Source organism: Asticcacaulis sp., assembly GCA_024707255.1.
Taxonomy (GTDB): domain Bacteria; phylum Pseudomonadota; class Alphaproteobacteria; order Caulobacterales; family Caulobacteraceae; genus Asticcacaulis.
In genome coordinates this window covers 246,489-269,926 of the sequence record JANQAC010000001.1, presented here as the reverse complement: position 1 = coordinate 269,926, position 23,438 = coordinate 246,489, and the positions used below count along the sequence as shown (strand labels likewise).

The 23,438-nt window shown below is 60.5% G+C and carries 36 protein-coding genes, 1 tRNA gene and 1 pseudogene; 18 read left to right on the top strand and 20 right to left on the bottom strand.

Features of this window, described 5'->3' with window-relative positions; all coding sequences use genetic code 11:
- On the bottom strand, positions 1-1,758 hold the full coding sequence (locus NVV72_01295) for a gamma-glutamyltransferase family protein (GenBank protein ID MCR6658027.1): 1,758 nt from the start codon (positions 1,756-1,758) through the stop codon (positions 1-3).
- A 200-nt stretch (positions 1,759-1,958) separates the two neighbouring features.
- Between NVV72_01295 and NVV72_01290 the strand changes: the two genes are divergently transcribed.
- The 3 genes from NVV72_01290 to NVV72_01280 all read left to right on the top strand — a co-directional run bounded on the left by NVV72_01290 (position 1,959) and on the right by NVV72_01280 (position 3,258).
- A tRNA-Arg gene (locus NVV72_01290) sits at positions 1,959-2,035 on the top strand.
- Positions 2,036-2,293: 258 nt separating this feature from the next.
- Positions 2,294-2,752 (top strand): DUF4065 domain-containing protein, encoded by a 459-nt coding sequence (locus NVV72_01285; GenBank protein MCR6658026.1) that lies wholly within the window; start codon positions 2,294-2,296, stop codon positions 2,750-2,752.
- A 149-nt stretch (positions 2,753-2,901) separates the two neighbouring features.
- Entirely contained in the window at positions 2,902-3,258 is a 357-nt protein-coding gene (locus NVV72_01280; GenBank protein ID MCR6658025.1) for a hypothetical protein, read from the top strand.
- Here the strand turns inward: NVV72_01280 and NVV72_01275 are convergent.
- Genes NVV72_01275 through NVV72_01250 form a run of 6 tightly spaced genes read right to left on the bottom strand, consistent with a single transcriptional unit; the run spans position 3,255 to position 6,689 of the window.
- On the bottom strand, positions 3,255-4,439 hold the full coding sequence (locus NVV72_01275) for a site-specific integrase (GenBank protein MCR6658024.1): 1,185 nt from the start codon (positions 4,437-4,439) through the stop codon (positions 3,255-3,257). The two genes, NVV72_01280 and NVV72_01275, sit on opposite strands and share 4 nt — an antisense overlap.
- Complete coding sequence (locus NVV72_01270; protein MCR6658023.1) at positions 4,421-4,756, bottom strand: hypothetical protein; 336 nt, start codon at positions 4,754-4,756, stop codon at positions 4,421-4,423. The genes NVV72_01275 and NVV72_01270 overlap by 19 nt, the downstream gene beginning before the upstream one ends.
- Positions 4,753-5,826: a phage Gp37/Gp68 family protein gene (locus NVV72_01265; protein ID MCR6658022.1), complete on the bottom strand. Its 1,074-nt coding sequence runs from the start codon at positions 5,824-5,826 to the stop codon at positions 4,753-4,755. Before NVV72_01265 ends, NVV72_01270 begins: the two co-directional genes overlap by 4 nt.
- Entirely contained in the window at positions 5,823-5,951 is a 129-nt protein-coding gene (locus NVV72_01260) for a hypothetical protein (GenBank protein ID MCR6658021.1), read from the bottom strand. Before NVV72_01260 ends, NVV72_01265 begins: the two co-directional genes overlap by 4 nt.
- Positions 5,952-6,533, bottom strand: coding sequence for a hypothetical protein (locus tag NVV72_01255; GenBank protein MCR6658020.1), 582 nt, complete (start codon positions 6,531-6,533; stop codon positions 5,952-5,954).
- A gap of 3 nt (positions 6,534-6,536) precedes the next feature.
- Positions 6,537-6,689, bottom strand: coding sequence for a hypothetical protein (locus tag NVV72_01250; GenBank protein ID MCR6658019.1), 153 nt, complete (start codon positions 6,687-6,689; stop codon positions 6,537-6,539).
- Between the two features lie 71 nt (positions 6,690-6,760).
- Between NVV72_01250 and NVV72_01245 the strand changes: the two genes are divergently transcribed.
- On the top strand, positions 6,761-7,420 hold the full coding sequence (locus NVV72_01245; protein ID MCR6658018.1) for a hypothetical protein: 660 nt from the start codon (positions 6,761-6,763) through the stop codon (positions 7,418-7,420).
- A gap of 11 nt (positions 7,421-7,431) precedes the next feature.
- Here NVV72_01245 and NVV72_01240 read toward each other — a convergent pair whose 3' ends face one another.
- The 12 genes and pseudogenes from NVV72_01240 to NVV72_01185 form a co-directional block, all read right to left on the bottom strand.
- A complete protein-coding gene (locus NVV72_01240; GenBank protein ID MCR6658017.1) occupies positions 7,432-7,671 on the bottom strand; it encodes a hypothetical protein in 240 nt (79 codons plus the stop codon).
- A gap of 61 nt (positions 7,672-7,732) precedes the next feature.
- Positions 7,733-9,430: a ParB/RepB/Spo0J family partition protein gene (locus tag NVV72_01235; protein MCR6658016.1), complete on the bottom strand. Its 1,698-nt coding sequence runs from the start codon at positions 9,428-9,430 to the stop codon at positions 7,733-7,735.
- The gene (locus NVV72_01230) at positions 9,427-9,756 is read right to left on the bottom strand and encodes a hypothetical protein (protein MCR6658015.1); all 330 of its coding nucleotides are present in this window, start codon (positions 9,754-9,756) and stop codon (positions 9,427-9,429) included. The genes NVV72_01235 and NVV72_01230 overlap by 4 nt, the downstream gene beginning before the upstream one ends.
- Positions 9,753-10,172 (bottom strand): hypothetical protein, encoded by a 420-nt coding sequence (locus NVV72_01225; protein ID MCR6658014.1) that lies wholly within the window; start codon positions 10,170-10,172, stop codon positions 9,753-9,755. The genes NVV72_01230 and NVV72_01225 overlap by 4 nt, the downstream gene beginning before the upstream one ends.
- Positions 10,169-11,302 carry a hypothetical protein gene (locus tag NVV72_01220; GenBank protein ID MCR6658013.1) on the bottom strand — a complete coding sequence of 378 codons (1,134 nt, stop codon included), beginning with the start codon at positions 11,300-11,302 and terminating at the stop codon, positions 10,169-10,171. Before NVV72_01220 ends, NVV72_01225 begins: the two co-directional genes overlap by 4 nt.
- Before the next feature lie 20 nt (positions 11,303-11,322).
- Positions 11,323-11,735, bottom strand: a pseudogene (locus NVV72_01215) (helix-turn-helix domain-containing protein).
- Positions 11,736-11,745: 10 nt separating this feature from the next.
- A complete protein-coding gene (locus NVV72_01210) occupies positions 11,746-12,075 on the bottom strand; it encodes a hypothetical protein (protein ID MCR6658012.1) in 330 nt (109 codons plus the stop codon).
- The gene (locus tag NVV72_01205) at positions 12,072-12,290 is read right to left on the bottom strand and encodes a hypothetical protein (GenBank protein MCR6658011.1); all 219 of its coding nucleotides are present in this window, start codon (positions 12,288-12,290) and stop codon (positions 12,072-12,074) included. Before NVV72_01205 ends, NVV72_01210 begins: the two co-directional genes overlap by 4 nt.
- Positions 12,291-12,590: 300 nt before the next feature.
- Complete coding sequence (locus NVV72_01200) at positions 12,591-12,890, bottom strand: hypothetical protein (GenBank protein MCR6658010.1); 300 nt, start codon at positions 12,888-12,890, stop codon at positions 12,591-12,593.
- Complete coding sequence (locus NVV72_01195; GenBank protein ID MCR6658009.1) at positions 12,890-13,222, bottom strand: hypothetical protein; 333 nt, start codon at positions 13,220-13,222, stop codon at positions 12,890-12,892. Before NVV72_01195 ends, NVV72_01200 begins: the two co-directional genes overlap by 1 nt.
- 131 nt (positions 13,223-13,353) lie before the next feature.
- A complete protein-coding gene (locus tag NVV72_01190) occupies positions 13,354-14,229 on the bottom strand; it encodes a hypothetical protein (protein MCR6658008.1) in 876 nt (291 codons plus the stop codon).
- Between the two features lie 21 nt (positions 14,230-14,250).
- Positions 14,251-14,883 (bottom strand): XRE family transcriptional regulator, encoded by a 633-nt coding sequence (locus tag NVV72_01185; GenBank protein MCR6658007.1) that lies wholly within the window; start codon positions 14,881-14,883, stop codon positions 14,251-14,253.
- A 419-nt stretch (positions 14,884-15,302) separates the two neighbouring features.
- On the opposite strand from NVV72_01185, the gene NVV72_01180 reads away from it, so the two are divergent.
- Positions 15,303-15,497, top strand: a complete 195-nt coding sequence (locus NVV72_01180; GenBank protein ID MCR6658006.1) for a hypothetical protein — start codon at positions 15,303-15,305, stop codon at positions 15,495-15,497.
- Here NVV72_01180 and NVV72_01175 read toward each other — a convergent pair.
- Positions 15,476-15,742, bottom strand: coding sequence for a hypothetical protein (locus tag NVV72_01175; protein ID MCR6658005.1), 267 nt, complete (start codon positions 15,740-15,742; stop codon positions 15,476-15,478). The two genes, NVV72_01180 and NVV72_01175, sit on opposite strands and share 22 nt — an antisense overlap.
- A gap of 86 nt (positions 15,743-15,828) precedes the next feature.
- On the opposite strand from NVV72_01175, the gene NVV72_01170 reads away from it, so the two are divergent.
- The 13 genes from NVV72_01170 to NVV72_01110 all read left to right on the top strand — a co-directional run bounded on the left by NVV72_01170 (position 15,829) and on the right by NVV72_01110 (position 23,428).
- Positions 15,829-16,299 carry a hypothetical protein gene (locus NVV72_01170; protein ID MCR6658004.1) on the top strand — a complete coding sequence of 157 codons (471 nt, stop codon included), beginning with the start codon at positions 15,829-15,831 and terminating at the stop codon, positions 16,297-16,299.
- A complete protein-coding gene (locus tag NVV72_01165) occupies positions 16,296-17,114 on the top strand; it encodes a hypothetical protein (protein MCR6658003.1) in 819 nt (272 codons plus the stop codon). Before NVV72_01170 ends, NVV72_01165 begins: the two co-directional genes overlap by 4 nt.
- Positions 17,111-17,305 carry a hypothetical protein gene (locus tag NVV72_01160; GenBank protein MCR6658002.1) on the top strand — a complete coding sequence of 65 codons (195 nt, stop codon included), beginning with the start codon at positions 17,111-17,113 and terminating at the stop codon, positions 17,303-17,305. Before NVV72_01165 ends, NVV72_01160 begins: the two co-directional genes overlap by 4 nt.
- A complete protein-coding gene (locus NVV72_01155; protein MCR6658001.1) occupies positions 17,302-18,027 on the top strand; it encodes a hypothetical protein in 726 nt (241 codons plus the stop codon). Before NVV72_01160 ends, NVV72_01155 begins: the two co-directional genes overlap by 4 nt.
- Positions 18,028-18,169: 142 nt before the next feature.
- Positions 18,170-18,436: a hypothetical protein gene (locus NVV72_01150; GenBank protein ID MCR6658000.1), complete on the top strand. Its 267-nt coding sequence runs from the start codon at positions 18,170-18,172 to the stop codon at positions 18,434-18,436.
- A gap of 102 nt (positions 18,437-18,538) precedes the next feature.
- On the top strand, positions 18,539-19,192 hold the full coding sequence (locus NVV72_01145; GenBank protein ID MCR6657999.1) for a helix-turn-helix domain-containing protein: 654 nt from the start codon (positions 18,539-18,541) through the stop codon (positions 19,190-19,192).
- A 64-nt stretch (positions 19,193-19,256) separates the two neighbouring features.
- Positions 19,257-19,901: a hypothetical protein gene (locus NVV72_01140; protein ID MCR6657998.1), complete on the top strand. Its 645-nt coding sequence runs from the start codon at positions 19,257-19,259 to the stop codon at positions 19,899-19,901.
- On the top strand, positions 19,891-20,223 hold the full coding sequence (locus tag NVV72_01135) for a hypothetical protein (protein MCR6657997.1): 333 nt from the start codon (positions 19,891-19,893) through the stop codon (positions 20,221-20,223). The genes NVV72_01140 and NVV72_01135 overlap by 11 nt, the downstream gene beginning before the upstream one ends.
- A gap of 284 nt (positions 20,224-20,507) precedes the next feature.
- On the top strand, positions 20,508-21,125 hold the full coding sequence (locus NVV72_01130; protein MCR6657996.1) for a hypothetical protein: 618 nt from the start codon (positions 20,508-20,510) through the stop codon (positions 21,123-21,125).
- 12 nt (positions 21,126-21,137) lie between these two features.
- On the top strand, positions 21,138-21,776 hold the full coding sequence (locus NVV72_01125) for a phage terminase large subunit family protein (GenBank protein ID MCR6657995.1): 639 nt from the start codon (positions 21,138-21,140) through the stop codon (positions 21,774-21,776).
- Positions 21,691-22,695, top strand: a complete 1,005-nt coding sequence (locus NVV72_01120) for a phage terminase large subunit family protein (GenBank protein MCR6657994.1) — start codon at positions 21,691-21,693, stop codon at positions 22,693-22,695. The genes NVV72_01125 and NVV72_01120 overlap by 86 nt, the downstream gene beginning before the upstream one ends.
- Positions 22,584-23,195, top strand: a complete 612-nt coding sequence (locus NVV72_01115) for a phage terminase large subunit family protein (protein MCR6657993.1) — start codon at positions 22,584-22,586, stop codon at positions 23,193-23,195. The genes NVV72_01120 and NVV72_01115 overlap by 112 nt, the downstream gene beginning before the upstream one ends.
- On the top strand, positions 23,195-23,428 hold the full coding sequence (locus NVV72_01110; protein ID MCR6657992.1) for a hypothetical protein: 234 nt from the start codon (positions 23,195-23,197) through the stop codon (positions 23,426-23,428). Before NVV72_01115 ends, NVV72_01110 begins: the two co-directional genes overlap by 1 nt.
- The last annotated feature ends 10 nt before the right edge of the window (positions 23,429-23,438 follow it).

The window sequence follows — 23,438 nt, the reverse complement described above, 5'->3', positions numbered from 1 at the left end:
TTACGGCCTCGCATCCCCCCTGATCACCACGCCCTCGCGGCGCGGATCGCTACCGCCGTTGAACGAGCCGTCCGGCTGGCGCAAGATGCCGTTCAGGCCGGATTCCTCACCGGCCAGGGGCGATAGCTTGTAGCCCATGCCGGTCAGGCCGTCCCAGACCGCCGGTTCCATGCGCGTTTGTTCGATGCGGATGGTGTCGCCACGCGCCACCACGATTGGCAGGTTGATGGCGTCCTGCATGGAGAGATTCCAGTCCAGAATGCCAATCAGGGTTTTCAGATTATAAGCCAGGATCGCGGAGCCGCCGGGCGAACCCACCGCCGCAATGACTTTTTTGCCCGTCGAATCGAACACGATCACCGGCGACATGGAGGAGCGCGGATGCTTGCCCGGCGCCACGCTGTTGGCCACCGGCAGGCCGTCCACCGTCTGCGGGCTGAAGGAGAAATCGGTCAACTGGTTATTGAGGAAGAAGCCGCCGACCATCCGGCCGGTGCCGAAGAAGCTCTCGACGGTTGTCGTCATGCTCAGCACATTGCCATAGGTGTCGCGGATGACGAAATGGGTGGTGCCGCCGGGCTCCAGTGTCTTGTCCATCGCCACCTTCATCGACAGGTCGCCGGGTTTGGGCGCGGCATTGGCCCTGCCCACCTGGATCAGGGCCGAGCGCGCTTTCAGATAGTCCGGATTGAGGTAGGCATCCTGTTGCGAATTGAACAGTGCTGTATCGGCCTCGTATTGATCGCGGTCGGCATACATCAGACGCTCGGCCTCGATGACCACCTGCCACGACCGTGGATCATGCACGCCCCATTCTGCCAGCGGCTGGGATTCGGCCATCTTCAGCCCCTGCAGCAGGGCGATGCCGCCGGAAGGGGCATTGTTCGAGCAGACGATATAGATGTGATAGGTGATGCAGACCGGCTTGCCGGCATATCCGCCGGCGGTGGCGTAAGGCACCGTGGTGGTGACCTTGACCTTGTAACCAGCCAGATCGTTCAGGCTCATGCCGCCGGGCAGGGGGGCTTCGTGGGTCTTTGCGACAATGGCTTCGGCGATCGGCCCTTTGCGGAAGGCTTCGCTGCGCTGGCTGGCGAAGGCACGCAGGGTCTCGGCATAGGCCGGATTCTTGATCACGTCGCCTGTCTTGCGATAGCCGCCCTGGCCGTCACCGAGATAGGCGATGAAGTCCGGCGTGTGCTTTTCGGCGAAATCGGCGTTTTGCAGATAGTTGCCAAGGCGCTTTGTCACGGTAAAGCCGTTATCGGCCAGTGCCGTGGCGGGCGCGAACAGGCTGGCCCAGTCCTGATTGCCGTGGTCCTTCTGCGCCTGGTCGAGCAGGAACATGGCGCCGGGCACGCCGGTTGCGCGGCCGGACACAACGGCGTCCTTGAAAGCAAGTGGTTTGCCGTCCGTTCCTGTGAACATATCCGGCGTAGCGGCCGCGGGCGCGGTTTCACGGCCATTATAGTCGCTGATCTTTCCGGTTCTGGCGTCGTAGTAGAGCATGAAGGCGCCTCCGCCCAGACCGGAGCTTTGCGGCTCGACCAGGCCCAGAACGGTCTGGACCGCCACCGCGGCGTCGGCGGCCGTACCGCCGCGCCTGAGCACACCCATCCCCGCCTGGGCGGCCTCCGGCTCGGCGGCGACCACGATGGGCTCCACGCGTGGGGTTTCAGCCGCAGGGAGAGCGGCGCATCCCGTCAGAACCAGCCCTGTTGCCACAATGACGAGCGATTTCAGGGACGGGTAACGCATGACGGTATTCCTTTAGACGACACAGTTAGGCGGTATTGGCAGGTTCTATATAAGACTGTGACGCCCTCAGGGCAGGGCGATCAACAAAAAATCATCAATTCGGTGGAAAAAGTGCCGATCCGGCCTTGCCTTATCGAAACCGTTCAACTAAATGTCCGCCCTCGCTGTCAGGGATCGACCTGACGGACTTGAATGTGCAGGCACTCGTAGCTCAGCTGGATAGAGCATCAGACTACGAATCTGAGGGTCGGGCGTTCGAATCGCTCCGAGTGCGCCATTTAACTATTTCAATAAATTCAGCACCTTCGGGTGCTGTTTTTGTTTGTGCCGGAGTGATGCAAGAGAGGCTTGTTACAGGGCTGTTACAGGTCTTGTTACAGAAGCGGTTTTAGGTTTGTTCTCGAAGTAAATTCCGGAACTTTATTTTACGATTTGTAATGCTAGGGTTGTGCACAGATTGTTGATAACTATCTAGTTGTCACTCTGCAATCATGCTAGAATCATTTATTGGCAGTTAGAAGAAGAGGAGGTGGCCATGCACGACAGCAGAACGGTAGCCAACTATCTGCTTCAGCTTGCCCGCGCTGACAATAATCCCATCACTCCCATGAAGCTTTTGAAGCTGGTGTATATTGCTCACGGGTGGTGCCTTGGTCTGTATGGCAGGCCATTGATCAGTGACGACGTTCAGGCGTGGAAATATGGTCCTGTGATCCCTCGTTTGTATAGTGCGGTTAGAGATTTCAAAAGCAGCCCAGTTGACAAGACACTTCCCTCACCCCGCCATGACGACTTACTGGAGTGGGAAAAAGATTTAGTGCGCCAAACCTACGATCGTTATGGACACATGAGTGGTGTGGATTTGTCCCGACTGACCCATCAGCCACGGACGCCATGGCATTATGTGTACGATGAGCAGGCTTTCGGAGAGGTGATTCCGATGGACCTTATTCAGTCCCATTACGAGCGTCTTGCATCGCAGCCGGCTGGCTGACTATGACGGCTGGGGGGAATGACGCTGATGACGATTGTTCTGATTTCTCCCAAGTTGGGTGGAAGGCGCATACTTCCGATGATGGTGCCGCGCTTAACCGTCGGGTAATCCCAGAGTTTGTTGCCTCGACCACTGAGGAAACGGAGTCCGTGCCGGAAGACCTTGCCGAGCGGGAGGCTGTGTTTCTGCAGCGAGGAAAGTCTGCTTCAGATTTGGAAAAAGAAGCGCAGGAGCGGGAACATAATCGTACCCAGCGGTTTCGCGATCATTTCGAAACCATGGCGGTCGTTGCGTTGTGGGGGATGTTCGTCGCACTCGGTGTCGTAGCAATTGTTTGGCTTTGGCATATAGTTTCCCCGGCACAGATCCCTATTTGGACCTGGGCAACTATTCATTGCCATTGGCTTACTGATAAACAAATGGACACAATGCAGAACATCATAACAGGTGGCATTATCGCAGCCTCGCTGGGTAAGCATTTCGAAAAGAGGCTTAACCGGGGTTAGCTTCCGGTTCTCGAGTCGACTGATTTACGCTCCTTTGCCGCTGCACGCAACTTCACGACATTGTCGACCTTGTCCTGACCCGAGTCGGCCATGCGCCGGCGGTTGGCCTGGCGGCGATATTCCTGCGCCGCGGCGGCTGACAGTTGCTCAAGCTGCCCCATGATCTCTGCGTCGGATGCGCCGGCGTGCGCCAGCTCAACGCCGCGAGAATGGCGAAGGCCATGAATGGTGAGCGGGCAATAGATCTCGCCCTGTTCGTCGACGGCGGCGCGCACCCGGCCATCTTTGGCGAGGCGCGTCATCAGCCGGTCGACGGCCTGGTTAAGTTGCCGCTCCTTCCAGGCGTGATCCCGCTGATTATAGGCGATGGTGATCGCCCGGTTGGCGGTGCGCTCCATGACGGCCGTGAGGCGCGGATCCTCGCGCTTGTCGCACCGGACGATGCGCTTCTCGGTTATCCAGTATAGGCGGCGCTCCGCATAGCCTTCGTCATTGTAGCCGGTCAGGCGCGCGCCCAGCGGAATGTGGCAGATGGTGCCGCGGCGGAACCCGCCATACCGGCCGAGGGCAATGGCGCGGGCGAGGCCGGCCTGGTCATTCTCGATCGCGGCGTCGATCGCGGTCTCGACCTCGTAGTCTTCCCAAATCGGATGGGCTTCGTCGCTGCTGTGCGGCCTCGAGACCTTCTTGACCTTGTGGAATGGATCGCCGGCAATACGGTTGTCGGTCTCATCGTCGATCACAGGCGCCATGGCGTTCTTCAGCACCTGCAGGCGGTTGCTGGCAGCGCGGTGGCCACGCAGCGCCCAGGCGTCGCGCATCTCCAGCACCCAGGTACGGGTGACATCGGTCAACGGCCAGGTGTCACAGTCCTCGATGATCTCATCGATATAATTCTGGTATTCGCCCTGGGTCGACCGGGCCAGCATCAGGAACTCGGCCGACCTATTATAGGCGCGCAACAGCCCGCCGACCGTATTCGATCTCGGCTTCAGCGCAGCCGTTTGCGCGCGCGCGACCTTATCCAGGATCGTTTGCACCTCGGCCATCAGCTCGGGCGTGCCGTCGGCCGATTTCAGGGGGCCTTCGCGCCACCCACCTTTGCGGAAATATAGGTCGACCCGTCCGTCCGCACGCTTAATACGCTGTACGTGCGGAACCTTTAACTCGCCTTCGGCCATTTCTGTTTCTCCTGCGCCCGGCGACGTGCCTTTTCGGCCGGACTGAGGCGAGGAATCTCGACCGTGTCGGCCGCCGGCATAGGCTCGGACTCCGGAGTGTTAACGTTTGATGCCGACTTAGGCAAGCGTGGCGGCAAGGTGGCCGCCCAGGCATCTATCTGCAGGCGATGGTAACGTACCAGGCTATTGCCGAAATCGAGTGGCGCCACCGGGCAGATATGGCGGATCGTGCGAATGTCCATGCCAAGGTAAGCCTCCAACTGTTCCACACAAAGGAACAGAGGCCAGGCTTCCGGTATGGCATGGGCTGCACTCATTGGCTCACCAAGGGCCAGTTATGATGTCTGACACCATCAAGCAGGTCGCCGGCGGCGCCTTTGCCGACACGGGCGGACATCGATCCCTCGTGCCAGAGGCCGGGGCGTTGTCCCTTGTCTAAAGCGTTGGTGGTGCCGTCCGCCATTGTTTGCCCCATTGGATGCCACTCGCCCCATTGTTTGAAAAAGAACGGAACGGCGGCATCTGCGCATTGGTCGCGGAGCGATCGGGCCCAGTCCGGATGCATCGGCCGAGCATCACGACCGCTCTCGCCGCCGATAACAACCCAGTCGAGTTTTGGCGGCACCGAAGATGCGCTGTAGCCTATGCCGGCCTTCATTTTGATGTGTTTACCTCCATTGAGGGCGTCTAAGTAAAAACCTTCAACATTGGAGAAGCCGGGCATAGCCTTGTCTATCACTGATGGTGCACGGTTTAGATAAACTAAGTCGATTGGCCCAAGTAACGGTTCGGCCGAAATCCACCGCAACGCGGCCGGCGTATCCAGAAGCAGCGGGATTCGTTCATCGGCCGTGGCCTGGTCCTCGACCGATACGCCCAGCCAGACATTGGCCAAGGTGCCGCCGTTGCTGGTGTTAAGTCCTACGCCCTTATCCTTCGGGACCTTGCCGTAAATGCGCATAAAGTCCATGACGCGGAAGTGCCACGTCTTAGACATATACGCCTTCATCCGCTGCGGGCGCTTGGTCAGGATCTGATAGGTGTGCTGGGGCGTGAGCGCCATGACGGCGAACACCTGGTCAATCCACTCATCAGGCACGGCCTCATGAAACAGGTCCGACATGCTGTTGACGAAGATCATGCGTGGCCGTTGCCAGCGCAGTGGCTTCAGCAGGGTGGCCTCGGGCGCCTGGGCCAGCTTGCCGGTCCAGACGTGGTGGTCGTTCACCTGTTTGGTGGTGTCGGCATAGTGCGGCGATTTCGGGTTGCCATCCATGCGCTGCCCGGCCCATTGCATGGCGTAGCAGTTGGTGCAGCCCTTGCTGACGATCGAGCAGCCGACGATCGGATTCCAGGTTTCTTCAGTCCAGGTGATGCCGGTGGTCATTCCTTCCTCCCGGTGACGATGATCCCGACCGCCGTAATCAGGCCCTGGGCGATGATCGACAGCAGGGCGGCGGTGCCGGCCCAGGTCCAGAAGTCGCGGAAAATAAATTTCAGGATCTCCAGCATCTACTCGGTCTCCCAGTAGCTGAGATCGGTTTTGGCGCAAAAGGCAGGATCGATCGTGCCGTCTTCCCACATATCGGGGTCGTCGTAATATCCTTCAGCGGCGCCTAGGCCATATTCACGGACATCATCGCCATCCTTGTCTTTTTCCTGACCAAACTGCTTCACCAACTCGTCGGCAAAATCGGACTTGAACTTATCGAAGGGAACGATTTGGTTCCGGAGGTCACGCAGGATACGGTCGCGTTCGTGCAGCAGCTTCTGGACTTCCGAAGCGTCTGGCAAAGGCGTCTTCAGGCTCTCGGCCATGATGCGCTCAATGTCGGCTTTTGCCTCGATCTTTTGACTGTCATCGTTTTCGCGCGTCCACTCGCCGGCCTCTTTGGCGCCGAGGTAAAATGACGCGAACAGGTCGACCAGGTCCTCGGGAATTTGGTCGGGCTTGATGCCTGACCTGGCGAACGCGATTCCGGCGGCGAGACGGTCGGCATCTATGCCATCCGAGAATCCATCAAGCATATCCAGGACATGATGAACCCGATACTGATCGGCGGGGGTGAAGCTAAACAAGTGAGGTTGAGTCATAGATCAGATCGCCTGTTGAACGCGTGTGAGAATGGGGATCAGCCGGGGCTGGGAGGCGGCATATTCGAGCCGTGTGGGCTCTGGCCGGCCGGTCTCGCGGGCGGCTTTCTTGGCGGCATGGAAGCCGGCGTAGCCTGTCCAGTAATAGGTGCTCATACGAGCACCTCGAGTTGCGCGCCTGGATGGTTCCAGGCTAAAGCTTGGGAAGGGGTTGTGGAGAGGTTTGTGTGGATAGGTGGAATGAACTGACGAAGCTTGAAAGACGACTGCTTGTCGTCTCTGTGCTGTTGTTTGCAATGTTCATTGGTGTTTTGGTGGGCTGCCGGATTCCGGACGACAGACTCAACTGGAATGCAATCGGTAGCCTGGTTGCCTTTGTTGCGCTTTGTGTCGCAGGCGTCGGTTATTTCGACAACCGAAAAGCACAGCGTCTTGAACATCGTGCCTACGTTCGGTGTGACATCGATGGCGTGTCCTTTGACAGCACTGGCCGTGTTGCTATGTCGCTGAAGCTTACGAACCTCGGAAGAACGCCTGCAGCGTCCTTGAAGATCGAAGTTATCTGTTTTACCAAACTGAGCAATGCACTCGATCCGGATGCACCGATCGGCGGACCTGTCATGGCACATCACGAAATTCGGACGATATTTCCTGGCGCTCCTGACGAACCGGAACTTAGGACAGAGGAAGGGTTTAATGAAGACGATTACAAGCTTGTCGAACACGGTGCAGCGACGCTTTACATCTCGGTGAAGCTGACTTACCTCGATGTTTTCAAAGAGGAAAAGACTGATAGCTTCCCGTTCAAATATTGCTCGCGGTATTCCAATGGCGCCCTTATTCAAGACTATAGAGCTGAAATTTGGGAAGTTAGGTCCAACAAATAAATCATGAATGCTCATGCCGGCACCTCGTCGTCGTCGCCGACCTCTTCTTCGTCGAAGGTGTCGACGTCCTGGTCGTCGCTGAGGTCGATATCGGCATCTTCGGCGTTGTCATCGGTCGTGACCGCCTCGTCTTCAACCAGTTCAAACTGGAAGGCGGGCGGGATGAAGTTATGCGCCGCGGCCAGCTTGGCCACCTCTTCGGCCAGCTCGGCCGTCTTCATCTTCTCGAAGGGCCGTGTGGCCACCTTCATCTGGTCGATGAAATCTATGAGCTGTTTCTTGCTGCACTGGGCGTAGAAGTCGGCCTCGGGCTTATAATGCTTGCGGATATCGTGGCCGATGGCGCGGGCGATATGGGCGGCCTCGGCGCGGGCATCGAGGCGGAGCTCGTTGTTTTTTCTGCTCGAAGGTATCGACCTGCAGGGCGGTGATCAGCGCCAGCAGCTCCAGCTTGGCGGTCATGTCCAGGGACTGAACCCACTCGAACGGATACAGGCCGCTCGCGGTATATTGATCCCGCCAGGCTTTCAGCCGGTCGACCAGCGGCCGGCGGATATCGTCCGCATCGATGCGTTGCAAACTGATGATCCGGCCCACCGACAGCTTCAGCAGGTTGGTGGTGCTGTCTGAATTGTAGCTATGCAGCAGGCATTGCTGAAACTGGGCCGAGATCTGCGTATCGAGCGCGGCCGTCGGGTTGGCCGCCAGTTCGCAGGCCAGGGCCTTGCCGGCGATGCTGGTCACCTTCTGGTGCAGCAGTGTGCCGTAGCTTTGCACGTCCACGCGCGTTCTGGCGTGGGGCAGTTTCAGGCGATTGACCAGGCTGTTGCGTATGGCCGGGGCGTCCGGAGCGGTTTGCTTTGCCTTGAGCCGGGCCTTGTATTCGGCCTGGTCGGCGTAAAACTTGATCGTCAAACCATTGTACTGGCTGAAGGTGACGACGGCGGCGACAGGGGCCTGTGGCTGGGCCACCACCTTGGCGTGGTCGAGCCGCTTCAGAGCCTGATCTTTAAGCGCCTCGATATAGGCGGCGCGATCGTTGGCGGCCAGGGCAGCCGTGAGCGACGGCTTGAAGCTTTCGATGGCGTTATCCGTGTCCATCCGCTCGGGGTAGGTGCTGCCGCTGTCATAGTTATAATCGAGCGCCACCGTGCCCGGCGGATCGCCGGCCGTGACCACCATGTGATGCACCTGGAGGCCCTGTTCGGCCAGCAGGCCGGCTATGGGCTGAGTGGCGGCCATCCACCGGTCAAAGGCGATTTGACCATCCAGCAACTGGTCCGGCAGTTCGCCGAACAGGTCGGATTCGATGCGGCCGCCGGCGGCGGTATAGTCTTCGAGGCTGAAAACATCCAGCAGGCGGGACTGGGCTGTCAGGGCGCTCCGAGTCGCATCGGGCAACTGGTAGTCATGAATCTCGCCATCGCCTTCAAGCCGTTGTTTCAATTCCGACAGCGCATCGGCGTCCTTCAGCCGGGCGATCTGTTTCAGGCCCTTCAGGCTGATCCGGTCTTCCTTGAAGGCTTGCAGGAACACCTTGTCGAGGCTGCCCAGGCGGGCAACCTGGCGCACGGCGCCGGCATCCACACCCAGGATGCGCCCGATCTCTTCCGGCGTCTTGAACTGGCTCATCAGGCGATGAACGGCCAGCAGGTAATCGGCCTTGGTTATTTCCAAGCGGGCGCTATTGGCCACAATCGCCGCCGCGGCGATCTCCTCCGGCGTTTCGCACAGGATGCAGTCGATGGAGAATTCGTTATCTATCCGGCCGTCCTGCCAGAGCAGCTCATAGGCCAGGAAGCGGCGGCGGCCATCAAGGATGAGCCAGTCTTTCAGGCATTTTTCGCCCCCGGCGCGTACCAACAGCGGTTGAATCTGGCCGGCCAGGAGGGTCTCGGCCAGTTCGTCGATTTCGCTGTCGACGTCGTCCCCGGCGCGGATATTTTCGGGGGCGACGGCCAATTGCAATAGTGTGGCCTGGAACACGGGTTTGTTGGAAATGCTGGTCATGCGTCCGGCCTTTCGGAATTGACGGTTTCGGTGGTCAGACCGGCTTCGAGGGTCTGGAGGTGAGCGATGGCCTCGGACAGCAGTCGCTTAAACTGCTCTGTCTTTTCGGCGGCCATACGGGGTGCGTCATCGGTGCAGACGACAGCGGTATGCAGGCCGGTCACCAGGTGCGTCACCTCGAAGGCCAGGGCTTCCTGGGGCGTGGTGACCTGGTCCAGCTCGAAGGCCATGGTCATGTTGGCTTCGCCCAGGGCGCGGCCGGCGCGGATCGCATTTATGCAGGAGGCCGGAAACGGCATATTGAGGATGGCACGGTGTCCGGTCATGGCCTTTTCCCCTGATCCTTCGCCTTATCTGCGCGGATAACGATCGCCAGCAGGCACTCGAATGCCTCGGTTTCGGTCGGCCAGGCGGCGACCGTCCGTTTGCCGTCCGCCAAAAGCTGCGAGACCTTGTACGGGCGCGGATCGTTCATTTGGGTGGGTTCATAGGCCGCCATGAGGTGCATCGGCGGGCGGCCCTCACGTATTTGCGTGAGGCTGGCGTAAAACTCGCTGGCCTCCGGGGTATAGCCGGCGGCCAGGGCGCGCGTTTTCCAGAGATCGGCTTCGTGCATGATGGCCCGCACATCGCCGACCCTGACATAGGTATTGGCTTCGCGGGGTAAGTCCTGCGACTCGTGCTGCAGAGCTTTTTCCAAGCGCTGGCGCGCCGTCAGAAGGGGTTTGATCTCGGCGTTCATGCGGAAGGCTCGACCTTGCGCACCGGCTGACCAGGCTTCACGCCGATGGGCCCGAAATACCGGCTGAGACCGGCCAGGCTGCCGTCGTCATTGAGCTGACAATCGAGATAGTGCTTGCCGTCGGCGCATTCGATATAGAGCGAGCATGTACCGATGGTCATGTCTGGGTCGTCATGCACGGTATGGACGCCGCGCGACAGGCAGGTGAAGCCGTCATCGGCCACCACCAGGTCGCGGTCTTCCAGGTCGGCCAGGAACACGCGGCGATCGGGCGCATTCGGGGCCCAGTCGGCGGGGCCGGCCTCGGTGTCGATACGGATCGGCATGATGATGGCCATAGCTTCGAGCGCCCGGCCATTGAGCAGGGTGGTGGTCCGGCCCGGCTTGACCAGGATGGCCGAGGCTTCGGGCGATTGCTCGGCTGTAAAGACGGCGATGGGGCACGCCTTGCCGACGGCCGGTTTCAGCGCCTCGATGATGGGCTTAAGCTGCAGAGCATTGAGGGCCACGCCCGAATAGCCGGGCTGCATATCGCGCGGGATGATCGCATCGAGGCGCGGATAGGTCTCATTGATACGGAAATCGCCATATTCCGAGGCGATCACCTGCTCGGACGGTTCGTCAATCAGGCCGAAGGCGTGATCGCGCGAGGTGTCGCTATCGGCATAGGGCACATGGGCGATCATGGCGGTGTCGAGCAGATCTTCCGCGCAGTTGATCATCAGCACCCGCTCGGTGCCGGTCAGGTCGCCGCGCTCGGCCTTGCAGGCACGGAGCATCAGCTTGTTAAGCCGGATGATGGCCCGGCCCTTCACATAGGCATCCGGGTCATGAACGATGACAGCGATATGGCCATCGGTGGCCGAAAGCATGGCGCCGCCGGCGTCACAGGGCTCGATATGGACGCCCATCAGATAGTGGCGGTGTTCTTCCTTCGAGGCGGCCAGGAAGGCGCGGCGGAACAGATCGGCCGACACGGCGCACAGGAAGGGTTCGGGCGGGGCCTTCTCCTCCGCCGGTGTCTCTTCCGACGGGCTCGTGGCTTCGGCGTCCTCGACCAGGTCGGGCTGGGCGGGCGCGAGGGTGACATCATCAGGCGCGCTGGTGGCGCTTTCGGTTTCGATCGGCATGGAAGGGCTCCGGGTGGGGGTTAGAGATCGTCGGCCGTGTCGGCCATGGATTGGATCAGGTCGAGCAGGCGCTTGCGCTGGCGCAGGCTGGTCACCTGGGGAAGGCGCGCGCCGGGGCGATACCTTCGGTCGTCATCAGGAAGGCGTGGATCGCGGCTTCGTCGGCGGCCTCCACATATTCGCCGGGCGCGGCGCCATAGCCTTCGCAGAACCAGGCCATCGGCGTTTTCAGGGTGATGGCGATCTCGTACAGCTTCGAGGCGCTGATCCGGTTCGATCCGCGCTCGTATTTCTGCGCCTGCTGGAAGGTGAGGCCGATGCCTTCGGCCAGGGCTTCCTGGCTGAGGCCCAGCAGCTTGCGCCGGGTGCGGACCCGGCCGCCGACATGCAGATCGAACGGATGTGGCGAATGGGCGGGTGCGGCGTCGAACATGGCCGGTCTCCTAATCAAGGGAATGGAAAAGGGCGGCACCCATGTGCCACAGGCCGAAGCCCAGGCCGCCGATAACGGTGAGGATGCCGACGCCCATGACGAACAGGGCGGCGATGGCGAGCCCGACCATCCACGGATCATCGGTCTCGATCGGCCAGTCGAGGTCTGACTTGTGGCCGGACCAGCCGCCTTCGACATTGGCCACGGACAGGTCGTCGTCACCTTCAGCAAGATCGGCCGTATCGGCGGCGGGGTCCTCGGGCATGGCCTTGATGCGCGGATAGTGCTGGCGGGCGCGTTTGTTGAGGCCGGCGGCGGCGCGGTGAGAGGGCTTGCTCATGACAGGGCCTTTCCGATGACAAAGAGGCAGATCAGTCCAACCAGGCAGGCGGTCAGGGCGATAAGGGTGGGGGTATCGTCGCCGGTCGTGACCAGGCGGCCGCGGCGGCGGTCCATGAAGATCTGCGGTGGCTGGCCTTCCATGGCCGGCTGGCGCGGCTTCAGGCCCTGATGGCCGGGAAAGTCTTCATGCGGCGGGTGATAAGGCTGGGGCACGGTCCGGGCTCCGGGTGGGGAAAAGGGCCTCCCCCGCGCGAGGTTCAGGAAACGCGAGGGAGGCGGTGTGCGCCGCGTCGGGAAAGGGGGGATGCGCGGCGCGAGGGGGAAAGGTTTCGACCGCTGCCGGTCGGGTGGGCTAAGGGGGGGATGAACCCGCCGGCAGCGGCCGTTTGCGTGGGGCCCGGCATGAGCATGGTGAGAACCGGGCTTGTCGACGCAAAACGGAAAGGGGAAGCTACTGGGTGGTGGCGCTGGCCGGCGGCTTGGCCAGCAGGGTCACGTCCTGCGCCAGGGCGATCAGCATTTCGCCCCAGCTCTGCAGCACCTCGGCATGGGTGCGGTAAATCTGATCCGGCGCGCCGGCGGCCACAGCGGCTTCGGTGGCCGGTGAAGGCTCCCGGCCGAGGCGGCGCCCGCCATGAAGTTGGTCAGGTCGCCCAAATCACGCATGGCGCCCTGGGCGATGGCCGAACGGGTGACGGCCTTGCCGACCTCATAGGCCGCGTTACGGGCCTCGCCCCTGAGCTGCTCCAGACGTTGGCGACGGCCTTCCTCGGTCGTCACGTCGACGACGGCATTGTCATTGATGGCGGGCATCAGGCGGCCCTCCGATCGGTCAGCCGATGGTCGGCATTCGGGTAGGCCAGGTGATGATCGCGGGCGCCGGGGCCGAAGCGCAGGCGCTGGCTGACGCTGAACAGCCACCAGTGCGACAGGTTCTCCGGCACGAACCGGTCGTCGGGCACGGTGCGCATTTCGCGGCCGGTCATGATGTCGAAATAGGTGACGTTGACGCCGGTATGGACGGCATGGGCGAGATAGCGGTCGCCGAAGACCCAGATGCCGCCGCCCCGAATACAGCGCAGGGCGATGGTGCGGATCTTCCGTTTCGTCTTGGCGGGCTTGGCGGGTGTTGCGGTATCGGACATGGCCCCAGCTCCAAAAGGTTGGTGTTGGGGATATGGGTACGAAATGTACCAACTATTGTCAACACAAAATGTACCCACATCAAATTTGGGTACGAATCGGGTTAGTCGCAGTTGCGCTTGGGAGTGTTTGCTTAGTTGCGGAGATATTTGCCGGTAAGGGCGTCTTTCCCTGTCTCGGGCCACTCTGCGAGGACGCCAAAAGCTTTAGAAACTATTCTAACGTGAGAAATTCGAGCCGAATAGACGCATTGCGTCCAGTGTTCTTCATACGGATAGTTGATAGTCGCGTCTTTTGAAGACTCTTTGCAGGTCAAAATTTTTCCATCCTCTGATGGTTTGAATGTACCTGAAACCTCAGCCCACATCTCACTGACGACGGTTCGAGCCTGTTCGGGCGTCAATTTTAATTCTTTAGAGGCGATATCATACATGACGAATTTGCGGTCGGCGGTAACTTCGGTATGGGGAAGCGCGCCCATATACTCGCCGGATGCAGAGCCCACTCCAACCATAAATTCATATGAAGGAGTAACGTTTTTGGTAACACCGTACGCATTTGTCATAGGGCCTGGCTTGCCCAAGATTGTTTCATGTGTTGTGACAATATAATTGAAATCAAGATCGGTATCGTGATCGCCACGATGAATTGTTCCTGCTTCCGGAAGTACCAATAACGTTAAGATTTCACGATCAGCATCGTAACCATAATTGATGCTGCCTTCGTCTCCCCTCTTATTAACAGCTAGATGGAAATCAAAATTCTTGCCTGCCAACGCAGTATCATTAAAGCTCTTCGAGAACTCGTCAGGCTTTTTGAAAGAAAGCATAGACCTAGCATAGTTGAGAAGATCGAGCGTCGTTACCTCTTTTGTATCCGGGATGGCGCTCAAAGCGACGGTTGCCGAAATCGAGCTATTCTCTTTTGTTTCAGCAGGGGTGGTGGCGGGGCTGCAATTCGACAAGGCAGCAGCCATAGGTAATACTAATGCCCAGTTTTTCGTTTTCATAGTTTCCCCCAGTTGATTTTATTAAGCCACTAGCAATCCGATGAATGGGCGTGTCCATAAAAGCTGCTTATCTGTAATTGGCTCATATCGGCTATTATGGCTGATTAGGTCCCAGTTGCCTGTGTATTTGTTATGGTAAAGCAATTTAATCAGTAGGCGGCCATCTGAAACTTCGGTCAGGACTTCGTGGCCGACATGTTGAATTGGGTCTTGTGTTGCTCTGCCGAACATAAGCAACTCACCATGATTGAACCGGGGCTGCATGGAATCCCCATCGACCTGGACGGCGACCGCATCTTCAAACTGATAAAGGTCAAGTGCCGGGTGGGTATTCGGCTCATAGTCATCGACCGCAAAGCCATTAATGCCGGCGGCTGCCTTTCCGATTATCGGGACGGAAGGCAAGGCAGCCATCTTCGTCGTACCTAATAACAGCCAATCTACGGGCACCTTAAAGGCGCGCGCATATTTCTTGGCATCCTCGACAACCAATCCGTCATTACGCCGAATGCCCTGTTCGTGGCTCTTGTAGGTATTTTCATTCCACCCATAGGCATTTGCGGCGCTTCTCATTGAAGAGTGCGATCGCTCACGCGCCCACTTCAGCCTTTCGGCTTGTGTGCGTAGGTGGGGAAGGTCTTTTGGATTGATCATGGTACTAATTGTACCCAGTGATTGGGTACAATTGGTGTTGACGTGAATCGGTACGAAGTGTACCCAATGCGTTCATGGAACACATCGACTTCACCGAAATATTGGATCGGATAGGTAGTGCCGCAGCCTTAGCAAGGCTCACGGGGATGTCGTTAGGGGCTGCAAAGCAGGCCAAGAGGCGGTCTGTGATACCCTCGGCGTACTGGCTGGCGATAAGCCAGGCTGGCGTCGCCACTCTGGAAGAATTAGCAAAAGCCGGAGCTAAACCGTCTGATATCGATCCTGACATATCCCCCAGTCTGCCGGGCAATGGCTCGCCCGTCCAACCCGCACAACCGGCGGCACTCAGCCTGATGGGTGAGCGCCCATGATTTCATCACATCTGACTCAAATTAACCATGACAGCAAAGGGATCGCCCATGTCAGAGCCGACAAACAGCGGGGCACCGTCCCCCTTCACGCCCGAGCAGGAAGACCGCATCCGGGCGCTGATCGAAGCCGACCGGATCGAGCAGGACCGGATGCGCGTGGAGCGGGCAGAGGAAAGTATCAGGCTTTTGATGGAAATGGGCCCCGGCGAACTAATCCCACTTCAGCCAGTCGTTTTGCCCTGAGCCGCCGCGGCTGCGGCAAGCGCGGCTTTAAGGCGCGTTTCCAGGCTGTCATAGACGCCTTTGATCGTTTCTTTAGCGCCGGGCGCAGCCTTTCCATTCGGTCCGCTCATTTGTTCCCGCGCTTCGTGAATATAAGCCAGCGGGTTTGGCTTTTTCATCGCGTTCTCAGCGATAAGGTGTTCGACCAGAATAGTCAGGGCCTGGAAGTTTTCATTGATGGCCTTTTCGGCCTCCGATGTCGTCATCTCAAATTCCTTTCACGTTTCCAGGCCGCGACCGTGGCGCGAGTCCGTGCGCCCGCACAACCATTTTCAACACATAGGGGAGGCCAATGACCGTGCACTCACAATGTGACCGCGTGATTTCGCGCGAGATCCGCGCCGGACGCTGGCAGGATGCCGCTCGGATTGCCGGTCGGAGCGAGCATAGCCTGCGGATGCAGTACGATAATGCCTACCAGCGGGCCAATATGCCGGCCCAGGGCGCGCGTGACCTTCCGATCGTTACGTTCAGGCCCAGCGTCATTTCGGCAACCAAGATAAGCGCCCGGTCGCCGCTGCAAAGGAAGCGGGAACGACTTCGATATGACGGCGCGCGGTCGCCGGCGGCGCCTAAATTCATCGAGACATGCCGCCAGCGCCGCCAGGCCCTGGGCTGGACGGTGCGTGAGTTCGCCTTCCATGTCGGGGTGACGCCGGGAGCCGTTGCCAATGCCCTGTCTCCCGGTGGTCATCTATCGCCCAGGATGCGGGGGCGGATCGAAGCGGCCCTGACGCTTGCGGAAACGGCGGTGGCGCCATGACCAAGCGCGCGATTGCCGGTCTGCAGCTTAATGACCTGGTGCCAAATGATATCGATTCCGCCCTCCCGGTGATTGAGTGGGTCGATCCGTCGACCCTGCTGGTCGACGAAGACTACCAGCGGGGTCTTTCCGAAAAGTCGGTCCGCCTCATCCGGCGCATCGTCGGCCACTGGCAGTGGTCCCGGTTCAAGCCGCCCGTGGTCGCCATTAACGAAGGGGGCGGGCGCGAGGTTCTGGACGGCCAGCATACGGCGATCGCCGCCGCCACCCATCCGGGCGTTTCCCTGATCCCTGTTCTCATCGTGGAAGCAGCCAGCCAGGCCGACCGGGCGAGGGCCTTCGTGGGGCAAAACCGCGATCGGGTGGCCATTACCACGACGCAGATGCACTATTCGGCCCTCGCGGCCGGCGACGAAGACGCCCTGACGATCGACCAGGTGTGCGCGAAAGCCGGTATACGCATCCTGAAGAACGCCACACCGGGCAATGCGTGCAAGCCGGGCGATACCAGCGCGATCGCCGCCATATCCGCATTGATCAGCCGGCGCGGCGCGCGAGCGGCACGGCTTGTCCTGGAACAACTGAAGGACCTGGAGCCGGTGTCCTCGACCTTCATCAAGGCGGCCGAGGAAATCGTCCACGGCAAGGACTTCGGTGCGCTGCCGGAGGATATCGGTGCGCTCTTCGACAAGATGGCGCCGGATACCCTGGAACGTGACGCCAAGCTCCTGGCCTTCAGCCACAAACAGCCCATGTGGAAGGCCATGGCCGCCGTCATGTTCAAAAACATGCGCAAACGGAGGGCGACCGCATGACGGCCGGGGAGACCGACCGCATCGTCTGCACCGCCTTTTGCGGGTTTATGGCCTGCCCACGCCGCGCCACCCTGGCCGATGTCCTCGCCGAAGCGCTCGACCGCATGGAAAGCCGTCCGGGGCTGATGACGCACGATTTCAGCGAGGATTGCGCCGACTGGCTCGACCCTGATCGGCAGGTGGCGGCATGAAAACGCCATCCGCGCATATCATGGAAGGCGTCGATCGCTTCGATAAGCCGCCGCCCGAGGATACCCTCTTCGTGGCAGGCGCCGATATCGCGGCGCAGAATGCGCTACACCACAGCTTGGAATTCTTCCCGACGCCGCCCTGGGCGGTACGCGCCATGTGGGAGACACTGGTCACCTCTGGTGTCGTGGATTTCCGCACGTTTGACGGCAAAGAGCCGAACCGGCACCCGACGGTCTGGGAGCCAGCGGCCGGCCGCGGTCATATCGCCCTGACCTTGCGCGAGCTGGGCTGTTTCGTCCATGCCAGCGACATTCATGATCATGGGTGCGGGTTCAGGGTCGTCGACTTCCTGGCCGAGGATCTGATGCTCTGGCCATGCGATGCCATGGTCACCAACCCGCCTTTCAAGCTGGCCGAAGCCTTCGTCAACAAAGCTCTTCAGTTCGCCGATCATGTGATCGTGCTGTGCCGGCTGTCCTTCCTCAATTCGACCGGGCGTTACGGGCTGCATTTCGATAACCCTGGCGGCAACCTCAAGACCTTCCTGCCCTGTATCGAGCGGGTGCCGATGGTGCTGGGGCGATACGACCCTCAAGCCTCCACGGCCACCGAATTCGCCTGGTTTCACTACCAGCGGGGGTATCGCGGTCATCCGCTGGTGCTGCCCATTCCGCCCGGCTCGCGTGAGCGCTTTCAGCGCCGGGAGGATGTGCGGATATGAAACCGCTGACGACCGAGGATCATGACCGCTGGAGCGCCCTGATCGCGCTTTGCCTGCGTGAGCGGCCGCCGAAGACGCTGGCCATCCAGCGGGCGGCGAAACGCTGCCGGGGGTGCGCGGCGATCGCAACCGGGGCGCTTCCATGCCCGAGGGGCATTGCCACGCCGAGTCCTGCTTTGCGCGCCTGGTGCGCGACGGTCTGGCCTATGACGGGTCGGCCGCGGCCTTCTGGGCGCTGACACGCTTCGCCGAAGCCTGCTGGGCGGTGATGGCCGAACTGCCGCCACCGGTGCCGCCGTGCCTGCGAAAACCCACTCGCCGGGGGCGTAAAAGCGCCTTCCGGTATCGCCCCAGGGCCATGTCCGCGCCGAAGCCGCGCTGGCTGAGCCGGGCCGATCTGAACAACTAGGGCGGCCCCGGAAGGGGCTGCCCGATCATCTGTGACACCGGCGGGGGCGTGCTTCCCGCCATCGATAAGCCGTCACCTGACGGCAGGGTAAGGGGACTGGGCGTGAGCCATAAAGCGACCAATTGGGCATGGGGGCAACGCGGCCTTACACCGGCACAGAAGCTTGTCCTGATGTGCCTGGCTGATTGTCACAACCCTGCCAATGGCTGTTTTCCGACGCAGCAATTCATAGCGGATGAGTGCGAAATATCGCGCCGCAGCGTTAACACGCACCTGGAATTCCTGGAACAGCAGGGGCTGATCACGCGGCTGACGTCGATCGATCCGGAGACCTATCAGCAGCGCCCGACGCGGTATCATTTGGCCTTTGAGGATGGCTTCAAAATGGTGCCTGACGCTGTGGACAAGTCGGACAGCCGTGTGCAGGATTTGCACACAGCCCCGTGTGCAAAATCGGCAAATTCCCGTGTGCAAAATTTGCACACTAACCCTGTAAGTATAGATAACCGTAAAAACACGCGGCGACGCAAATTCACGACTTCGCTTCCTGTGGATTATTTTCCGGCCTGGGCCGGTGATCCGGTCGTCCGCCAGCGGATCGTGGATGATCCCCGTTACGGCGAGGCGTTTGCCCGTTCCTACCTCGACAGCGCCCGACCCGACGGCATGGGCGGTATCGTCGCCGCCAGCATGACAGCCTTCGAGCGCCTGAGCGGATGCGCCGCCCTAAGGGGCATTCGGGTGAAGCCGCCGTAAGGCCAGGCGCCACAGCTTCAAACATTCGAGCACGCGTCAACGCCCTGGGCTGGGAGGTCCACCAATGAAATCCGAAATCAATCAATCGACCCTCGTCCGGGCCTTGACCCCCGTTCAGGACTGCTGGCATGTCGTCATGTACCGCATGGGGATCCGCAAATGCGTCCATGATCTGACCATCCGCCAACTGGAGGCAGAGGGCTTCGAGTTCTACCGGCCGATGACGCAACGCCAAATGCGCCCTATGATCAACGGGGTGCGGGCCACCACCCTGCAGATGGTCAGCGAACCGCTCTTCGGGAACTACATGTTCGTGCGCCGGGTGCGGCCCGGCCGGGCCGAGCTGATGTCGATCTTCGGTATCGAGCGGGGCTTCATGGTGGCCGTGCGGCAGGCCGTGATCGATCGGCTGCGCGCCGAGGAAGTGGATGGGTATATCCGCTTCGTCAATGCGAACGATCCGTCACGGGATCAGATCAAGGAAGGCGATGAGGTCGAGACGCTCGACGGGCTGATCCAGGGCGTGGTGACGTGCAATCACCTCAATGGCCGCCTGAGCCTGCTGTCGCGTTTCATGGGCGGGTCGTCGCACCTGCTGGTCAGCCTGGCGCGGGTGGTGCGGACGCGGACGGCCGAGCAGATCGCCTCGGCCTCGGCGATCGAGAAGGCAACGAAAAAGAAAAAGGGGCGGGCGCCAGATGCCGCGTGACCAGGGCGACCTGTTTGGCAGGGTGCCGCCACCTCGGGTGGTTACGCCGGTCGAACGCACCTCCGCGGCGGATCCGGATGTCTTGACGGTCATGGGCGTGGGTATGCCGGTAGACCAGGTCGAACGCGAGATCGACCGCCTGCATCGATCGGTCACCGGTCCGCTCGCCTATCGCAACACCCTATGTGTCACGGCCCGCGAACTGGCCACCGCCGCCATGATGGTCGAGCGGCTCAAAGGTCGGGCAATCGCGGTACTCCGGGCGTGGCAGGCCCAGGAGATGGCCATCGGGCGGGTCAAAGCGGGTTCTGAGAAAAGGTGAACAAAATCAGTCGCGTATGCCGCTTCATGGGTCCTTCCCCCAAAAGTACCTGCTATACGGTGCGGCAGAGCGCATGAGTTTTTTAGTAGGGCAGTTGACGAAAACGGTTAACAATTGACCGTGGAGTTAACGAAATTAATAATTTGCTGTTTACCGTGTTAACGAATCGGCTATTTTAGTGATTCTGAGGTCTCCCGCGCACGGATTGCCATTTATGGCAACCGTGCGGAGCCTTGAAACAACCCCCGAAAATTGAATAGGAAGGGCCTGTAAAGGCACACCTCATGAACTCCAGCGAGTTCGCCACCCTGTGCGGGATTTCGAAGGCCATGGTCTCGAAATACAACGCCGACGGCTTGATCTCGATGAATGGCAAGCAGGTGGATGCCCGCGCCTCGCTGGAGGCTCTGGAGGGGCGGCTCAATGAGGATAAGCGCCGCCGGGCCCTGGAGAAACTGGACGCCCTGGAGGCGGGTGATTTCGTGCCCGCGGCCGCACCTGAGACGGTAACCCGGCCGCGTAACGGCCCGATACCGGAGCCGACCAGTCACAAGGCCCGCAAGGACATGTTCGCGGCGCTCAACGCCGAAATGGAATTCCGGAAAAAGGCCGGCGAACTGCTTCTGGCCTCGGACGTGGCGCAACAGGCCCAACTGGCCGTGGAAGCCATGCGGGAGAAATTCTCCAATGATCGCCGGCAGATGGCGCAAAAGCTGTGTGCCCATTTCGACCTGCCGCCTGACCGGGAAACCGCTGTGGTGCGCTTCCTGTCCGATCAGTTCGAGGCCACACTGGGGCGTTTTGGCGAAGTTGCCGCGAAACTGGCTGAGCCGGCGCCCGATGTAGTGAAAATCATGGACCTGGGGGACGATCATTTCACCCAGGCCGACCTGGGCTTCTAAGCGCCTCTTTCGGTGGCCGCATCCGCGAAAATGAAGTGGCTGGGATCAGCCGCTGTCGTCGTGTTCGGCGCGATGGCGCTTGTCTCGGCCCCTCGCATCCCGCGCAATGTGGCGCAATGGGCCGAGGAGGTGCGGGAAGTCGCCGCCGAATCCGGCTCCTCGCGGTCCGGCAAGTGGTCGAACGACACCACGCCCCTGGCGATCGAGCCCATGGAATGCCTCAGCGCGGATTATCCGTGCGGCGAGGTGGTCATCAAGGCTTCGGCCCAGTTGTTCAAGACCGAGGTCGGCACCAACTGGCTCGGCCAGACGATCTGCGACGATCCGTGTTCGTTCATGGCCATCTTCCCCAGCCTGGACGAGCTGGCGAAGTACAACAATACGAAATTCGACCCGACGGTCGAGGTTACGCCGGCACTCAAGAAGCTGGTTTGTGAGGTTGTCGAGCGCTCCGGCAAGGGCTCGACGGGCAAATTCAAGAAGTTCCGCGGCGGCTACGCCGTTTTCACGACGGCGTCTTCGTCAAAAGGGCTCCAGGGCGTCTCGATAAAGCGCCTGTGGGGCGATGAAGTCTCGGAATACCCGGAGGAGGCGGGCGACCGGGGCGATCCCGTCAAGCAGGCCAGGCGCGCGCGGCGATGGCCACGATGATTTCAAATGCCTGTGGACCTCGACGCCGAAGGAACTGCCGAATTGCCGCATCTCGGCGCTCTATGACGAAGGCGATCAGCGCAAATATTACGCTCAGTGCCCGCACTGCCGTGAATTCCAGGTGCTGCTGTTTGAAAACATACTGCCGCCTGACCGTAAAGGGGGCCGCGTCTCCTTTGCCTGCATCTCGGGCAATGGATGCGTGATCGATGAAATCCACAAGCCGTTCATGCTCGGCCAGGGACGGTACTGGATCCGCTGTTACCCTTCCGACGATCCGGAGAATCCGGCGCCACCCGACCATTTCCCGGAAGAAGATCTGGCGAAATGGCGGGCCCGGCCTTCGGAGGGCCGAAATCCGTCATTCTGGGCCTGGCAAGCCTATTCGAAGCTGAAAAGCTGGACCAAGATCTTCGCGGAGTACCTGTCAGCGAAGAAGGATGTCGAAACCGGCATCGATCCGAAGGCCATGAAGGTCTTTTACCAGCAGAAGCTGGGTCTGGCCTGGAAGCCGGTACGGACGCGCCGGATTCACAGAAGCTCTTCGAGGCGCGCGGCCGGTTCGTCAAGAAAAAGGGGCATAATACCCGCCTGGGCCTGCGATGTGTTCCTGGCCTGTGACTGTCAGGGCGACCGTATCGAGTGGGACGCCTATGCCGTCGGTCCGGACCTGGCCTTCGCCCGCTTCGATTGGGGCGTAATCGGTATCGATCCGCTGGAGAATGAGGCGTGGGCCGAACTGGCGGCCGTCATCGCGCGCACTGGCCGGGTGAAACGTCGATTGACCTCGGCGCTGACCTGGTCGGCATCGATTCCGGCGGCAAGGCGGGCGTCACGCCCATGGTCTACCGCTTCGTCAATCGCCGGCAGAATGTCATCGCGCTCAAGGGCGCGAAGGATCCCGACGCCGTGCCCCTGACCAAGGGCAAGCGGCACATTCACCGCCCCAAAGACGGGTCGAAGCCGGTTTCCGCCGAGCCCTGGCTGGTGGGTGGCGCCGCCATCAAGAGCATCATCTACGGGATGCTCGATATAAGCCGCGAGGCCGAGGGCGATCGCCTGCCGGCCGGTCTCTACAATCCGCCCGATGCCACCCTGGAGGACTTCAAGCAATATGTCGGTGAAATCTACCAACAACCCAAATCGGCTCGCGCCGGCGCAAAAGGCTGGTGGGACCGCATCCCCGGCCAGGCCAATGAACGCCTTGACTGCGCCGTCTACGCTTACGCGCTCGCCTGGAGTTACGGGGTTTTCAGCCGCACCCCGGCCGAATGGCAGGCTCGGTTTGCCGCGCGTCTGAAGACGCCGGAACCTGATCTGCCGCTGTTCGCCGCCGCTGAAATGCCCGTCGCGCCCGCCCTGCCGGAAAATCCGGGCAACGCGCGCAAATCCTTCTTCAAACACCGGAGCAAAGCCTGATGGCCCTGACTACAGAAGAGGCGGCACGTCTCGCCAAGCTGAAGGCCGCCTATGACAAGCTGATCATGGGGGTGGCTGTCCAGGAAGTGGAATCCGATGGCGAGCGGATGCGCTGGATGCAGCCGACCGAGGCCAATATCAAGCGCCTTGAGCGCGCGATCGCCGATCTGGAGGCTAAGGCCGCCACCGGCAGTGTTACCCGCCAGCGCGGGCCCCTGCGTTTTTCCGTTTAATCGAAAGGAC

Bases quoted from the DNA above. Each gene is read 5' to 3' on its own strand.
- NVV72_01295 (MCR6658027.1), bottom strand. From the start codon at position 1,758: ATGCGTTACCCGTCCCTGAAATCGCTCGTCATTGTGGCAACAGGGCTG.
- NVV72_01285 (MCR6658026.1), top strand. From the start codon at position 2,294: ATGCACGACAGCAGAACGGTAGCCAACTATCTGCTTCAGCTTGCCCGC.
- NVV72_01275 (MCR6658024.1), bottom strand. From the start codon at position 4,439: ATGGCCGAAGGCGAGTTAAAGGTTCCGCACGTACAGCGTATTAAGCGT.
- NVV72_01270 (MCR6658023.1), bottom strand. From the start codon at position 4,756: ATGAGTGCAGCCCATGCCATACCGGAAGCCTGGCCTCTGTTCCTTTGT.
- NVV72_01265 (MCR6658022.1), bottom strand. From the start codon at position 5,826: ATGACCACCGGCATCACCTGGACTGAAGAAACCTGGAATCCGATCGTC.
- NVV72_01260 (MCR6658021.1), bottom strand. From the start codon at position 5,951: ATGCTGGAGATCCTGAAATTTATTTTCCGCGACTTCTGGACCTGGGCC.
- NVV72_01255 (MCR6658020.1), bottom strand. From the start codon at position 6,533: ATGACTCAACCTCACTTGTTTAGCTTCACCCCCGCCGATCAGTATCGG.
- NVV72_01250 (MCR6658019.1), bottom strand. From the start codon at position 6,689: ATGAGCACCTATTACTGGACAGGCTACGCCGGCTTCCATGCCGCCAAG.
- NVV72_01240 (MCR6658017.1), bottom strand. From the start codon at position 7,671: ATGAAGGTGGCCACACGGCCCTTCGAGAAGATGAAGACGGCCGAGCTG.
- NVV72_01235 (MCR6658016.1), bottom strand. From the start codon at position 9,430: ATGACCAGCATTTCCAACAAACCCGTGTTCCAGGCCACACTATTGCAA.
- NVV72_01230 (MCR6658015.1), bottom strand. From the start codon at position 9,756: ATGACCGGACACCGTGCCATCCTCAATATGCCGTTTCCGGCCTCCTGC.
- NVV72_01225 (MCR6658014.1), bottom strand. From the start codon at position 10,172: ATGAACGCCGAGATCAAACCCCTTCTGACGGCGCGCCAGCGCTTGGAA.
- NVV72_01220 (MCR6658013.1), bottom strand. From the start codon at position 11,302: ATGCCGATCGAAACCGAAAGCGCCACCAGCGCGCCTGATGATGTCACC.
- NVV72_01210 (MCR6658012.1), bottom strand. From the start codon at position 12,075: ATGAGCAAGCCCTCTCACCGCGCCGCCGCCGGCCTCAACAAACGCGCC.
- NVV72_01200 (MCR6658010.1), bottom strand. From the start codon at position 12,890: ATGCCCGCCATCAATGACAATGCCGTCGTCGACGTGACGACCGAGGAA.
- NVV72_01195 (MCR6658009.1), bottom strand. From the start codon at position 13,222: ATGTCCGATACCGCAACACCCGCCAAGCCCGCCAAGACGAAACGGAAG.
- NVV72_01190 (MCR6658008.1), bottom strand. From the start codon at position 14,229: ATGAAAACGAAAAACTGGGCATTAGTATTACCTATGGCTGCTGCCTTG.
- NVV72_01185 (MCR6658007.1), bottom strand. From the start codon at position 14,883: ATGATCAATCCAAAAGACCTTCCCCACCTACGCACACAAGCCGAAAGG.
- NVV72_01180 (MCR6658006.1), top strand. From the start codon at position 15,303: ATGTCAGAGCCGACAAACAGCGGGGCACCGTCCCCCTTCACGCCCGAG.
- NVV72_01175 (MCR6658005.1), bottom strand. From the start codon at position 15,742: ATGACGACATCGGAGGCCGAAAAGGCCATCAATGAAAACTTCCAGGCC.
- NVV72_01170 (MCR6658004.1), top strand. From the start codon at position 15,829: ATGACCGTGCACTCACAATGTGACCGCGTGATTTCGCGCGAGATCCGC.
- NVV72_01165 (MCR6658003.1), top strand. From the start codon at position 16,296: ATGACCAAGCGCGCGATTGCCGGTCTGCAGCTTAATGACCTGGTGCCA.
- NVV72_01160 (MCR6658002.1), top strand. From the start codon at position 17,111: ATGACGGCCGGGGAGACCGACCGCATCGTCTGCACCGCCTTTTGCGGG.
- NVV72_01155 (MCR6658001.1), top strand. From the start codon at position 17,302: ATGAAAACGCCATCCGCGCATATCATGGAAGGCGTCGATCGCTTCGAT.
- NVV72_01150 (MCR6658000.1), top strand. From the start codon at position 18,170: ATGCCCGAGGGGCATTGCCACGCCGAGTCCTGCTTTGCGCGCCTGGTG.
- NVV72_01140 (MCR6657998.1), top strand. From the start codon at position 19,257: ATGAAATCCGAAATCAATCAATCGACCCTCGTCCGGGCCTTGACCCCC.
- NVV72_01135 (MCR6657997.1), top strand. From the start codon at position 19,891: ATGCCGCGTGACCAGGGCGACCTGTTTGGCAGGGTGCCGCCACCTCGG.
- NVV72_01130 (MCR6657996.1), top strand. From the start codon at position 20,508: ATGAACTCCAGCGAGTTCGCCACCCTGTGCGGGATTTCGAAGGCCATG.
- NVV72_01120 (MCR6657994.1), top strand. From the start codon at position 21,691: ATGAAGTCTCGGAATACCCGGAGGAGGCGGGCGACCGGGGCGATCCCG.
- NVV72_01110 (MCR6657992.1), top strand. From the start codon at position 23,195: ATGGCCCTGACTACAGAAGAGGCGGCACGTCTCGCCAAGCTGAAGGCC.